The sequence below is a fragment of the Azospirillum oleiclasticum genome, assembly GCF_013423485.1.
GTDB classification, from domain to species: domain Bacteria; phylum Pseudomonadota; class Alphaproteobacteria; order Azospirillales; family Azospirillaceae; genus Azospirillum; species Azospirillum oleiclasticum.
Map to the genome: position 1 here is coordinate 38,393 of NZ_JABFFR010000014.1, position 12,385 is coordinate 50,777.

The 12,385-nt window shown below is 70.0% G+C and carries 11 protein-coding genes; 6 read left to right on the forward strand and 5 right to left on the reverse strand.

What is annotated here, in order from left to right; translation table 11 throughout:
* Nucleotides 1–33 precede the first annotated feature (33 nt).
* The 5 genes from recN to nifA all read right to left on the reverse strand — a co-directional run bounded on the left by recN (nt 34) and on the right by nifA (nt 6,667).
* A complete protein-coding gene (recN, locus tag HL658_RS16775) occupies nt 34–1,701 on the reverse strand; it encodes a DNA repair protein RecN (RefSeq protein ID WP_180283471.1) in 1,668 nt (555 codons plus the stop codon).
* 8 nt (nt 1,702–1,709) lie between these two features.
* Nucleotides 1,710–2,534, reverse strand: a complete 825-nt coding sequence (locus tag HL658_RS16780; protein ID WP_180283472.1) for an outer membrane protein assembly factor BamD — start codon at nt 2,532–2,534, stop codon at nt 1,710–1,712.
* Nucleotides 2,535–2,696: 162 nt separating this feature from the next.
* Nucleotides 2,697–3,641, reverse strand: a complete 945-nt coding sequence (gene lpxC, locus HL658_RS16785; RefSeq protein ID WP_180283473.1) for a UDP-3-O-acyl-N-acetylglucosamine deacetylase — start codon at nt 3,639–3,641, stop codon at nt 2,697–2,699.
* Between the two features lie 198 nt (nt 3,642–3,839).
* The gene (locus HL658_RS16790; protein WP_180283474.1) at nt 3,840–4,730 is read right to left on the reverse strand and encodes an adenylate/guanylate cyclase domain-containing protein; all 891 of its coding nucleotides are present in this window, start codon (nt 4,728–4,730) and stop codon (nt 3,840–3,842) included.
* An 86-nt stretch (nt 4,731–4,816) separates the two neighbouring features.
* Complete coding sequence (nifA, locus tag HL658_RS16795; protein WP_180283475.1) at nt 4,817–6,667, reverse strand: nif-specific transcriptional activator NifA; 1,851 nt, start codon at nt 6,665–6,667, stop codon at nt 4,817–4,819.
* Between the two features lie 385 nt (nt 6,668–7,052).
* Between nifA and HL658_RS16800 the strand changes: the two genes are divergently transcribed.
* From HL658_RS16800 to mepA, 6 genes are all read left to right on the forward strand, one after another.
* Nucleotides 7,053–7,703 (forward strand): TetR/AcrR family transcriptional regulator, encoded by a 651-nt coding sequence (locus HL658_RS16800; protein ID WP_180283476.1) that lies wholly within the window; start codon nt 7,053–7,055, stop codon nt 7,701–7,703.
* Nucleotides 7,700–8,647, forward strand: coding sequence for an HlyD family secretion protein (locus HL658_RS16805; RefSeq protein ID WP_180283477.1), 948 nt, complete (start codon nt 7,700–7,702; stop codon nt 8,645–8,647). The genes HL658_RS16800 and HL658_RS16805 overlap by 4 nt, the downstream gene beginning before the upstream one ends.
* Nucleotides 8,644–9,588 (forward strand): ABC transporter ATP-binding protein, encoded by a 945-nt coding sequence (locus tag HL658_RS16810; RefSeq protein ID WP_180283478.1) that lies wholly within the window; start codon nt 8,644–8,646, stop codon nt 9,586–9,588. The genes HL658_RS16805 and HL658_RS16810 overlap by 4 nt, the downstream gene beginning before the upstream one ends.
* Before the next feature lie 38 nt (nt 9,589–9,626).
* Nucleotides 9,627–10,763, forward strand: a complete 1,137-nt coding sequence (locus tag HL658_RS16815) for an ABC transporter permease (protein WP_180283479.1) — start codon at nt 9,627–9,629, stop codon at nt 10,761–10,763.
* 164 nt (nt 10,764–10,927) lie between these two features.
* Nucleotides 10,928–11,257, forward strand: a complete 330-nt coding sequence (locus tag HL658_RS16820) for a hypothetical protein (RefSeq protein WP_246337653.1) — start codon at nt 10,928–10,930, stop codon at nt 11,255–11,257.
* A gap of 153 nt (nt 11,258–11,410) precedes the next feature.
* Nucleotides 11,411–12,319: a penicillin-insensitive murein endopeptidase gene (gene mepA / locus HL658_RS16825; RefSeq protein ID WP_180283481.1), complete on the forward strand. Its 909-nt coding sequence runs from the start codon at nt 11,411–11,413 to the stop codon at nt 12,317–12,319.
* Nucleotides 12,320–12,385 lie beyond the last annotated feature (66 nt).

Below are 12,385 nucleotides of genomic sequence, written 5' to 3' on the forward strand. Positions count from 1 at the left end.
GGGTGGCCCCGACGGCGGATCGCCGCGGGGCCGTCAGCCCCGGCCGGCGATCAGGCTGTCGGCGGCGGCGCGGGCTTCCGGGGTGACGGTGGCGCCGGAGAGCATGCGGGCGATCTCCTCGCGCCGCTCATCGCCGTCCAGCTCGGCGACGCCGGTGGTCACGGCGTCGCGCCGGGCGGTCTTCTGCACCTTCAGGTGCACCGAGCCGCGGGCGGCGACCTGCGGGCTGTGGGTGACGACCAGCACCTGCCGGACCTGACCCAGCGCGGCCAGCCGTTCGCCGACCGCGGCGGCGACGGCGCCGCCGATGCCGGTGTCCACCTCGTCGAACACCAGCGTGCCGACGGTGCCGGTCTGGGCCAGCACCACTTTCAGCGCCAGCATGAAGCGGGCCAGCTCGCCGCCCGACGCGATCTTGTTCAGGGCACCCGCCGGGGCGCCGGGGTTGGTGGCGACCTGGAAGGCCACGCGGTCGATGCCGTGCGGCCCCCAGTCCGCCTCCTCCAGCGCCTCGACCGTGGTCTGGAATCGGGCCTTCTCCAGTTTCAGCGGCGGCAGCTCGGCGGCGACCGCCTTGTCCAGCCGCTTCGCCGCGTCCCGCCGGCCGGCGCTCAGCGCGTCGGCGGCCTTGCGGTACGCGGCGCGCGCGGTCTCCGCCTCCCGCGCGAGGCGGGCGAGCAGGTCGCCCTGATCCTCGATCAGGGCCAGACGGCCGGCGAAGTCCTGGCGCAGGGCGGCCAGACCGTCCACATCGACGGAATGCTTGCGGGCGGCGGCGCGCAGCGCGAACAGCCGCTCCTCCAGCTTCTCCAGCGCGGCCGGATCCAGATCCATGTCGGCCGACGCGGCCTGGAGGGCGGCCACCGCCTCCGCCGCCTCGTTGGCGGCACGGTCCAGCGCGTCGATGGCGGCGTCCAGCTTGCCGGCCGCCTTGTCGGCGATGCGCGCCAGCACGCGCGAGGCGCTGGCCAGCGCCCGCTCGACGCCGCGGTCGCCGGACAGCTCGGCGAAGGCGGCGTTCATGGCGTCCACCAGCTTCTCGCGGTGCATCAGCACGGCGCGCGTCTCGGCCAGCTCCTCCTCCTCGCCGGGGCGGGGGTTGAGGCTGTCGAGTTCGGCCACGGCGTGGCGCAGATACTCTTCCTCCGCGCGGGCGCGGGCGATCTCGGCGGCGGCGTTGGCGCGGGCGTCCTCCACCTGCCGCCAGCCGCGGTAGGCGGCGGCGACCTGGGCGGCCTGGATGTCGAGTTTGGCGTAGGCGTCGAGCACGCCGCGGTGGGTCTGCGGGTTCAGCAGGCCGTGGGTGTCGAACTGGCCGTGCACCTCGACCAGCTCCTCCCCCAGCCGCTTCAGCAGCCCGACACCGACCGCCTGATCGTTGACCCAGGCGCGGCTGCGCCCATCGGCGCTGACGGTGCGCCGCACCACCAGCCGGTCGTCGGGATCGAGCCCCTGTTCCTTGAGGATGGCGAAGGCGGGGTGGTCGCCGGACAGCTCGAACTCCGCCGTGACGGAGGCTTGATCGGCGCCGTGCCGCACCAACCCGCTGTCGGCCCGCGCACCCAGCGCCAGACCCAGCGCGTCGAGCAGGATGGACTTTCCGGCACCCGTCTCGCCGGTTAGCACGCACAGGCCGCGGCGGAAGGTCAGCGACAGCTTCTCGATCAGGACGACGTCCCGGATCGACAGCGTGACCAGCATGGACCGTCCTAGAACGGCGAGAGGGAGCTGAGGGCCCGGCTGATCCACGACTGTTCGTTGCGGGCCGGACGCACGTTGGCGTCCACCAGCAGCGCGTAGCTGTCCATGTACCATTCGCTGCCCGGGTAGTTGTGGCCGAGAACGGCCGCCGCGGTCCGCGCCTCGTCGGTGATGCCGAGCGCGAGATAGCACTCGACCAGGCGGTGCAGCGCCTCCGGCGTGTGGGAGGTGGTCTGGAAATTCTCGATCACCGCCCGGAAGCGGCCGATGGCGGCGGTGTACTGGCCCTGGCGCAGGTAGAAGCGGCCGACCTCCATCTCCTTGCCGGCGAGATGGTCGTTGGTCAGGTCGATCTTCAGCTTGGCGTCGCGCGCGTACTCCGTCTCCGGGAAGCGGCGGACGACCTCCTGCAAGGCGTTCAGCGCGTTGCGCGTCATGCGCTGGTCGCGGCGCACGTCGGTGATCTGCTCGTAATAGGCCAGCGCCCGCATGTAGTAGGCGTAGGCCACCTCCGGCGCGCCGGGGTGCAACTGGATGAAGCGGTCGAGCGCCAGGATCGCGTCGTCGTACTTCAAATCCTCGTAATGGGCGTAGGCCGCCATGAGCTGCGCCTTGGTCGCCCACTGCGAATAGGGGTGCTGCCGCTCCACCTCGTCGTACAGCTTGGCCGCCGTCTTGTAGGTGCCGGCCTTCATGGCCGCCTCCGCCTCGGCGTAAATGGTCTCGGGCGGGCGCTCCACATACTCCAGCTCGTCCTTGGTGGACGAGCAGCCGGCGAGCGCCAACACCATCAGCGCGGTGGCGAGAAGGGGGCGGTACGGGCGGAGGGGCATCGGCGTTTCGGCGTAGTCGGTCTGAGGTGGCGCCTGTATAGCACGGCGCGGGGGCGGGGCGGCAAGGGCAATGGGACCGCAGCGGCCTGCCCGAAAAGAAACACCGGGCTCGGCGGTTGCGCGAGCCCGGTGTCCGGGACGGGGTCGATGGGCGTGAGTGGCTTACGCCACGGCCAGCCGCTTCTCACGGTGGCTCCACACCGCCGGGACCAGCGTCTCGGCCGGAGTGTCCCAGCACCAGGCGGAGCTGTCGGCGAACAGCGTGCGCAGCAGCTTGTTGTTCAGCGCATGGCCGGAGCGGTGGCCGTGGAAGCGGCCGACGATCGAAGCGCCGGCGAGGTAGAGGTCGCCCACCGCGTCCAGGATCTTGTGGCGCACAAACTCGTCGCTGTAGCGCAGGCCGCCCTCGTTCATCACCCGGTCGCGGTCGATGACGATGGCGTTGTCGAGCGAGCCGCCGCGGGCCAGACCCATGCGCCGCATCATCTCCACCTCGTGCAGGAAGCCGAAGGTGCGGGCGCGGCCGATCTCGTCGCCGAAGGCACCGTCGGTCAGCTCGAAGCAATAGGTCTGATTGGCGATCGCCGCGCTGTCGAAGTCGATCTCGAAGCTGAAAATCTCGGCGTCGTCCGGGGTGAAGGAGGCGGTCTTGTGCCCCTCAACCGCGGTGACCGGCTTCAGGATGCGGATTACGCGCCGCGGCATGGACTGCCGGGTGGTGCCGACGCTGGCAATGGCTTCCACGAAGGCGGCGGAGCTGCCGTCCATGATGGCCACCTCGGCCCCGTCGATGGCGATCTCGGCGTTGTCGATGCCGCAACCGCGCAGCGCGGCCATCAGATGCTCCACCGTGCCGACCGTGGTTCCGGCGTCGTTGCCCAGCACAGTGCACAGGCGGGTGTCCACCACCCGGTCCCAGGCGGCGGGGAGCACCGCGGCGGCGCCGCGCTTGTCGGTGCGCAGGAAGGTGATGCCGCTGCCGGCCTCCGCGGGCGACAGGGTCATCGTGATCCGCGCGCCCGAATGAAGACCGACGCCGGAAAAACGAACCGGCCGCTTCAGCGTGCGCTGGAACAATCCTTCGGTGATCCTGCGGGCGTGTTGCACGGTGTCGTCCTGCTGTGAGCGCGGCCGGGACTCACTTCGGCTGGTTGTTGGCAATCCCAATGGTTGGATTTGCTTCCATCCAGTGTCGCGAATGACCGCACTCACTAGCTAACACCCGCTCCCGACAGGGACAAATCACTCTTTGTTACCGATTGTTGCAGAGCGGCGAAGCGGTGAAACCCAAGGAAACGCGGGGTTTCAGGCCATGTCGCAGGTGAAGCTGGCGACGTGGTCCTGGTCCGCCTCGAAGGGCTCGGCGCCGAATCCGATCAGGCCGGAGCCGCTCAGCTTGGTGCTGTCGCGGCGCAGCGCCACCGCGTGGGCGTTGCCGTTGCGCACGAAGGAGCCGTTGGTGGAATGGTCGGTCAGGATGAAGCTTTCCCGGCTGAAGTCGATCACCGCGTGCTGGCGCGAGGTCTGGCGGGAGAGGATGCGGACGTCGCTGCTCTCCTCCCGGCCGACGGTCAGGCGCGGGTAGAGCCGGTTGGCCGTGTAGGTGTGGCCGCGGTAGGTGATGCGCAACACCAGCATTCCCTCGCCGCCCGGTTTGGGCAGGGAGATGCCGAGCGTCGTGCTGTCGACCGTCGTGTCCTCGCCGGGGATGGTCGGGCGCAGTTCGTGAATGCGGATGGGTGCGGACTTGCCGCGCACGGACACGTTGGACAGCGGCTTGCTGCGCGCCTGCATGCGCGGCGTGAGCTGCTGGACGAAGGCGTCGGTCGCCAGGATCTCGCCGGGCTTGGCGATGTGCTCGACCCGCGCCGCGACGTTGCAGGCATCGCCGTACAGATCCTCCGCCCGCTCCACCACCGCACCGTAATGGATGCCGACGCGCAGCCGCAGCCCGAAAAGCGGGGCACTGTCGATCATGCTCATGGAGGCCCAGGCCGCGTCGTCGGCGGTCGGGAAGGCGGCCAGCAGCCCGTCGCCCAGCGTCTTGATGACGGTGCCGCCGTTCACCTCGATCGCCAGCCGCAGGTGGAACAGCATCTTCCGCGTCAGCGCAGACGCGCGCATATTGCCGATCTGCTCGTAGAGCTGGGTGCTGTCCGCGATGTCCACGAACAGGATGGCGAGGGGCTTTTCCATGGATCGTCGCGGTTTACCGGTGACGGAAACGGGCGCCGGGCGCCGACGCGCGTTCCGTCCGGCACGATACCATGGAAGCCCGTTGCTCAGAAGCGCTTGATTTCAATGTTGTACTTACGGAGCGCGTAACTCACCTGGCGGGTGGTCATGCCGAGAAGGCGTGCCGCCTTCGCCTGCACCCACCCCGTCCGGTCCATCGCCCACAACAGCCGCTCGCGCAGCGAGCCGTTGTCCGGTACGTCGGACAGGGCGTCGGCATCGGCGTCGGCCTCGGCGCCGTCGGCCGGCTCCGGTTCGGGCAGGGGGGCCAGCGGCACCGTGACGCTGCTGGTGCCGGAACCGCAGGTCGGGCTGGCCGCGCAGGCCGACGCGCAGGCCGGCCAGGGCTTGCCGTTGGGCGACGCCGCCGGGGCCGGCAGCGGGGAGGACTGTACGGAGAAGGGGGGGGCGGAGAAGGGGGGCGCGCCGCCGTTGTGGCCGTTCGGGGCCGCCGGCCGCGGCCCGGTCGGGGTGACCGCCGCGGCGGGGGCGAGGCCGCCCACCGGTGTGCCGGTGGTCCGGTACTGGAACAGGATCGACGAGTTGCAGAGATTCATGCTGCAGGACAGGTCGACGGCCTTGATGACGCCGTTCGTGCACTGGGTGGCTGCGCGCTCGACGCAGTTCTCCAGCTCGCGCACGTTGCCGGGCCACGGACAGCGGTCCAGCACGCCCACCGCGTCGTCGGCCAGCTTGATGTTCAGCCCGTTGTCCTTGCTAAACTTGGTCACGAAATGGCGGGCCAGCGTGGCGATGTCGCCCGGCCGTTCGCGCAGCGGCGGCAGCATGATGCTGATCACGTTGATGCGGAAATACAGGTCGGCGCGGAACTTGCCCTGGCCCACCGCCTCTTCCAGATTGGCGTTGGTGGCGCAGACCATGCGCACGTCGGTGCGGATGGTCTTGGTGCCGCCGATGCGCTCGAACTCCTGCTCCTGTAGCACGCGCAGCAGCTTCGCCTGGAAGTTGCTGGAGATGTCGCCGATCTCGTCCAGGAACAGGGTGCCGCCGGACGCCAGCTCGAAACGGCCCTTGTGATCCTTCTGGGCGCCGGTGAAGGCGCCCTTCTCGTGGCCGAACAGCTCCGATTCCAGCAGCGACTCCGGCAGTGCCGCGCAATTCACGCGGATGAAGGGGCCGTCCTTGCGCTGGCTCAGGTTGTGGATGGCGCGGGCGATCAGCTCCTTGCCGGTGCCGCTCTCGCCGCGGATCAGCACGGTGGACTTGAAGGGCGCCACACGGTGCACCTGCGCCAGCACCTCCATCATGCTGGGGCTGCCGCCGACGATGTCGGCGATCGGCTCGGGCTGGCGGAGCTCCTTCTGGACGCGGAAGGTCTCCCGCATCATGTAGCGCCGCTCCTCGGCGACCGTGCGGTGCAGCCGAACCGTCTGGCCGATCAGGTTGGCGACCATGGACAGGAAGCGCACGTCGCTGCCGAAATGGGTGGTCGGACCCTCGTCGGAGATGCGGTCGATGGTCAGCACGCCGACGACGCTTCCCGCCGCCTTGATCGGCACGCCGACCAGCGACGCGATCTGTTCATCGAGGTCCTCGCGCCCGCCGGCGACGTTCCGGAACAGCGGCTCCTCGGCCAGGTTGGGGATCACCACCGGCATGCCGGTCTTCAGGATCCGGTCGCTGATGCCCTCGCCCTCGCTGATCGCAGTGGCGGTGATCTGCTCGTTGGAGAATCCGTTCACGGCGACCAGCCGCAACACGTTGTCGTCGCCCAGCAGATAGACCCGGCCCCGGCGCATCTGGAGATGGTAGGACAGCACCCGCAGGACTTCACGCAGGGTCTGCTGCAGATCGAGCGACGAGCCGAGGATCTTGCTGACCTCGTAGATCGCCAGCAATTCAAGGTTCGACGAGGACTGGCGCGACACAACCCGCATGGATCACACCTCCAATGGCCGTCACGCTGGCCCGCCGCACCGGATGGTGCCGCTTCGGCCGGCCGCAACCCTGGACCCTATCCCTCTGCGTCGCCCTTGATCGCAATTCCCGCCCCGGTTTGCAGCCCATGCGCTGGGCCGGGACCGGGGTCCGTCCTGTGCCCGCGTGCCCGGAAATGCCTGGAGCAGCTCCTCAATTGACGACGCGGACGATGCGAGCATCGGCGACTATGCCCGCAAAGGCAAGAGCTTTCGTAACGGCAATGCTGCGGCGCAGCAACTCTTTTGTGGACGGGTGGCGCGATCGGTCCGCGTCATTCCGCGCGCTTGCGCCGACGGTCCGGAGGTATTAATAACTGACCGGTCATTAATAAACGAGGCCGTTATGGCCACCGACCCGTCGCCGCGCTGGCGCCGCCGCAAGGAGGCGCGCCCGCAGGAGATCACCGCCGCCGCGCTGGAGCTGTTCGCCGAGCGCGGTTTCGCGGCATCCCGGCTGGACGACGTCGCTGCACGCGCCGGCATCTCCAAGGGCACGCTCTACCTGTACTTCCCGAACAAGGAGGAGCTGTTCAAGGCGGTGGTCCGCGACGCCGTCGTCGCCACCATCGACGAGGCGGAACGGCTGGCCGGCAGCTTCTCCGGCGGCTCCTTCGAGCTGCTGGAGATGGTGGTGCGCCGGCTGGCGGGGCGGATCGTCGGCACACGCGCCGGCGTCATCCCCAAGCTGATCCTGGCGGAGGCCGGCAACTTCCCCGAACTCGCCCGCTTCTACCACGACGAGGTGGCACGCCGCGGCTTCGCCACGGTGGCCGCCGTGCTCCGCCGCGGGATCGAGCGGGGGGAGTTCCGGCCGGTGGACGCGCGCGCCATGGTGCCGGTGATTATCGGGCCGCTGCTGCTGGCGTCCCTGTGGAAATCGACCTTCGAGCCGGTGGCGGCCGAGCCGCTGGATCTGGCCGCCCTGCTCGACACCCACCTCGACCATCTCCGCCGGTCCCTGGCCGCCGACGCCCCGAAGGGAGGCCCGCCATGACCTGGTTTTCCGATGCCGTCGCCGCCGTCGCCCTGTTCCTCGGCCTGTCCGGCCCGCCCGCCGGCCCGGTGGCGCACGGCTATGTGGAGGGGGAGTATCTGCGCATCGCCGCCCCCGTCGCTGCCACGCTGGACAAGCTGAACGTTGTGCGTGGCCGGACGGTGGAGGCGGGGGCGCCGCTCTTCGCGCTCGACCGGACCATGGCGCGGGCCGAGCGGGATCGCCTCGCCGCCGCCGTCGCCCAGGCCAAGTCCCAGCGCGCCGATCTGACCAAGGGCAAGCGGCCGGAGGAGATCGCCGTGATCGCCGCGCAGACGGCGCAGACCGAGGCCAGCCTGCACCAGACCCAGGCCGAGCTGCACCGTCAGGAGGTGCTGGTGCGCCGCAACGTCGGCGCGGTGGAGCGGCTGGAGGCTGCCCGCGCCGCCCGCGATCGCGACGTGGCGCGGCTGGCCGAGCTGTCGGCCCAGCTCGACACCGCCCGCCTGCCGGCCCGCATCGACCAGATCGCCGCGGCCGAGGCCGCGCTGGCGATGGCGGAGGCCGCGCTGGCGCAGCAGGAGCGGCGGCTGGCGGAGATGGCGCCGATGGCTCCGACGGCCGCGCTGGTGGAGGATACGCTGTACAACCCGGGCGAATGGGTGCCGGCCGGCTCCCCCGTCGTCACGCTGCTGCCGCCGGAGCGGCGCAAGCTGGTGGTCTTCGTGCCGGAGCCGCTGGTGGCGCGGGTGCGGCCGGGGCAGGCGCTGCCGGTGTCCTGCGACGGCTGCCCGGCCGGGCTGACCGCGGTGGTCGCCTTCGTGGCGCCGCGTGCGGAGTACACGCCACCCGTCATCTACAGCGTCGGCAGCCGCGAGAAGCTGGTGTTTCGGATCGAGCTGGCACCGGACCCGTCCTGGTCCGCCGCCCCCGGCCTGCCCGTGGATGTGGGGCTGCCGCCATGACGGCGCCCGCCGCCGCCGACTCCGGCCCAGCCATCGACGTGCGCGGCCTCGTCAAGCGGTTCGGCGCCAAGACCGTGGTGGACGGCTTCTCCATCCGCGTCGGGCACGGGCGCATCCATGGCTTCCTCGGCCCCAACGGTTCGGGCAAGACCACCACCATCCGCATGCTGTGCGGCCTGCTCACCCCCGACGCGGGGGAAGGGACCTGCCTCGGCCTCGACATCCGCAGCCAGAGCGCCGCCATCAAGCGGCAGGTCGGCTACATGACCCAGAAGTTCAGCTTCTGGGAGGATCTGAGCATCGCCGAGAACCTGGACTTCGTCGCCCGCATGTACGGCCTGTCCGACCGCAAGCGGCGGGTGGCCGACGCGCTGGAGCGACTGGGCCTCGGCAACCGACGCCGGCAGTTGGCGGGGGAGCTGTCGGGCGGGTGGAAGCAGCGGCTGGCGCTGGCCGCCTGCATCCTGCACGATCCCAAGCTGCTGCTGCTGGACGAGCCGACCGCCGGCGTCGATCCCAAGGCGCGCCGGGAGTTCTGGGACGAGATCCACGCGCTCGCCCGCGACGGGCTGACCGTTCTGGTCAGCACCCATTACATGGACGAGGCCGAGCGCTGCCACGCCATCGCCTATCTCGCCTACGGCCGGCTGATGACGGAGGGCACGGTCGACGAGGTGGTTGCCCGTTCCGGCCTGCACACCTGGACCATCGCCGGTCCCGACCTCGGGCCGTTGGAGCGCGAGCTGGCCGGCCGGCCCGAGGTGGAGATGGTCGCCGCCTTCGGCGCCCGCCTGCATGTGAGCGGCAGCGACGGGGCGGCCCTGGCGGCGGCGCTGGCCCCCCTGCGAGGGCAGCCCGGCCTGACCGTCGCCGAGGCCGAACCGACCCTGGAGGACGTCTTCATCCACCTGATGAACCGCTCCACCGACAATTTCGCGTGAGCCGGTAGGCAACTGAGAGATACAAGGGGGAGGTTTCCATGTCCGCCCGATTCTCGCCCGCGCGCTTCCTCGCCATTCTGGTGAAGGAGTTCATCCAGATGCGGCGGGACCGGCTGACCTTCGCGATGATGGTCGGCATCCCGATCATGCAGCTCGTGCTGTTCGGCTTCGCCATCAACTCCGACCCCAAGCGGCTGCCCACCGCGGTGTTGGCCGCTGATCAGAGCGTGTTCGCCCGCACCATCGTCGCGGCCATGAAGAACTCCGGCTATTTCGAGATCGGCCGCGCGGTGATGGACGAGGCGGAGCTGGGCCGCCTGCTGGCGGAGGGGGAGGTGCAGTTCGCCGTCACCATCCCCGCCGGCTTCGCCCGCGACCTGCAGCGCGGCGCCCGGCCGGTGCTGCTGGTGGAGGCGGACGCCACCGACCCCGCGGCGACGTCGAACGCCATCGCCGCCCTGATGCAGGTGGCGCGCACGGCGCTCGACCCCGAGCTCGACGGGCCGCTCGCCCATCTGAAGGCCGGAGCCGATCCGGTCGATCTGCGCATCCACCGCCGCTACAACCCGGAGGGGATCACCGCCTACAACGTGGTGCCGGGCCTGATGGGCACCATCCTGACCATGACCATGGTGATCATGACCTCGCTCGCCGTCACCCGCGAGCGGGAGCGCGGCACCATGGAGAACCTGCTGGCCATGCCCGTGCGCCCGTTCGAGGTGATGCTGGGCAAGATCGTTCCCTTCATCCTCGTCGGTTACGTGCAGGTGGTGATCATCGTGCTGGCGGCGCGCGTGCTGTTCCAGGTGCCGATCGTCGGCAGCCTGGGGTTGCTGTCGCTGGTGATGATCCTGTTCATCGCCGCCAACCTCGCGGTCGGTTTCACCTTCTCCACCGTCGCGAAGAACCAGCTCCAGGCGATGCAGATGTCGTTCTTCTTCTTCCTGCCATCGATGCTGCTGTCGGGCTTCATGTTCCCGTTCCGCGGCATGCCCGGCTGGGCACAGGCGATCGGGGAGGTGCTGCCGCTGACGCACTTCCTGCGCATCGTCCGCGGCATCCTGCTGAAGGGCAACGGCTGGGCGGAGATCCTGCCGGAGATCGGGCCGCTGCTGGCCTTCCTGGTGGTGGTGACGGTGATCGCGCTGAAGCGGTACCGGCAGACCCTGGACTGAATCCATTACAATCATAGGGTTTGACGTTCGTAGAATATCCGATCTAACGTCCGGACTGCACGAAGGTGGTATGCGGTCGCCAGGGGGCGACTGGTCGCCGCCGTGCTTCATGGGGGAATAGCATGGTTCGCAGCTTGGCTCTTGGTGCGGCCCTGGTTGTCGGAATGGTGGCTCCGGCCTTCGCCCAGAGCGCCGACTCGGTCGTCGGCAACTACAGCTACACGGGCACCGACACCGACGGCTCCAAGTATTCCGAGGCCGGCAAGGTTGTGGTGAAGAAGGCCCCGTCGGGAGCGCTGGAGGTGAGCTGGGACGACGGCGCCTATGTCGGCGTCGGCCAGGTGACCGGCAACGTGTTCGCGGTGGCGTCGGTGGCCGACGGCAAGAACAGCATCATGCTCCTGACCATCGGTGCGGACGGTTCGCTGAGCGGCCCGTGGTGGCGCCGCCTGGACAAGGGCGCGAAGGGCACCGAGGTCTGGACCAAGAAGTGATCCGGCGGCCCCCACCCCGGCCGGCGATGCGGGCCGGGGTGGGGGCCGGCCTTCCGCGCGCTGTGATCGTTCCATTTCCTCCATGTTTCGTTAATCGTCGTTCGGCATAAGATCCACCGGTCCCGATCGGGGCGTACGCGGGTGGAGGGGCCGATGCGTGGTGTCGTTTTTGGCGCGCTGCTGGCGCTCGGTCTGGCGACCCTCACCGGGGCCGCGGCGCAGGCCCAGCCGCAGAAGGCGACCGACCGCGTGAAGGGGCTGCAGGCCGCCGCCTGGGCCGCCGCTCCCGGCCCGACGAAAGGCGCCGCCTATGCCATTGGCGGCTACGCCGCGGGGTGCCTCGCCGGCGGTGTGGCGCTGCCGGGGGAGGGCACCGGCTATCAGGCCATCCGCCTGTCGCGCCAACGCAATTTCGGCCACCCCGTGCTCGTGGACTTCGTGCGCGACTTCGGCCGCCGTGTGGCGACGGCGGGGCTGGGCACCGCCCTGATCGGCGATATGGGCCAGGCGCGCGGCGGACCGATGACCTTCGGCCACGCCAGCCACCAGATCGGGCTCGACGTCGATGTCTGGCTGCGGCTCGACCTGCCGCCCATGGGGCGCGCCGCGCGCGAGCGGCTGGAGGAGATCAAGTACGTCGATTACGACGCCGGCCGTGTCGATGCCGGTGTCTGGACCCCGGCGCAGGGCGGGATGATCCGCATCGCGGCGTCCGACCCGCGCGTCGCCCGCATCTTCGTGCATCCGGCCATCAAGCTGGCGCTCTGCGATCATCCCGGATCCGACCGCGTTTGGCTGCGCAAGGTGCGGCCCTGGTACGGCCACGACGGCCACATGCACATCCGCCTGAGCTGCCCGCCCGGCAGCCCGCAGTGCGAGGAGCAGAAGGAGCTGCCGCCGGGCGACGGCTGCGACGACGACCTGTACGACTGGATCCGCTCCGCCTCACGGCCGGTGGTCGAGCGCGCGCCGGGCGAGGCCAAGCCGCCGGCCCCGGCGCTGCCGGCCGCCTGCCGGGCGGTGCTGCGCGGGACGAGCCTTCCGGTGGTGGCCGCGCGCTGAGGTGTCCTATGCGCGGTGCATACCTATGCATCGAAGGTCATTGTAATATCTGTTTAATGCGCGCTT

What these genes read in the sequence shown, in the direction of transcription:
- recN (WP_180283471.1), bottom strand. Translation starts at nt 1,701, where the DNA reads ATGCTGGTCACGCTGTCGATCCGGGACGTCGTCCTGATCGAGAAGCTG.
- HL658_RS16780 (WP_180283472.1), bottom strand. Translation starts at nt 2,534, where the DNA reads ATGCCCCTCCGCCCGTACCGCCCCCTTCTCGCCACCGCGCTGATGGTG.
- HL658_RS16790 (WP_180283474.1), bottom strand. Translation starts at nt 4,730, where the DNA reads ATGGAAAAGCCCCTCGCCATCCTGTTCGTGGACATCGCGGACAGCACC.
- nifA (WP_180283475.1), bottom strand. Translation starts at nt 6,667, where the DNA reads ATGCGGGTTGTGTCGCGCCAGTCCTCGTCGAACCTTGAATTGCTGGCG.
- HL658_RS16800 (WP_180283476.1), top strand. Translation starts at nt 7,053, where the DNA reads ATGGCCACCGACCCGTCGCCGCGCTGGCGCCGCCGCAAGGAGGCGCGC.
- HL658_RS16805 (WP_180283477.1), top strand. Translation starts at nt 7,700, where the DNA reads ATGACCTGGTTTTCCGATGCCGTCGCCGCCGTCGCCCTGTTCCTCGGC.
- HL658_RS16810 (WP_180283478.1), top strand. Translation starts at nt 8,644, where the DNA reads ATGACGGCGCCCGCCGCCGCCGACTCCGGCCCAGCCATCGACGTGCGC.
- HL658_RS16815 (WP_180283479.1), top strand. Translation starts at nt 9,627, where the DNA reads ATGTCCGCCCGATTCTCGCCCGCGCGCTTCCTCGCCATTCTGGTGAAG.
- HL658_RS16820 (WP_246337653.1), top strand. Translation starts at nt 10,928, where the DNA reads ATGGTGGCTCCGGCCTTCGCCCAGAGCGCCGACTCGGTCGTCGGCAAC.
- mepA (WP_180283481.1), top strand. Translation starts at nt 11,411, where the DNA reads ATGCGTGGTGTCGTTTTTGGCGCGCTGCTGGCGCTCGGTCTGGCGACC.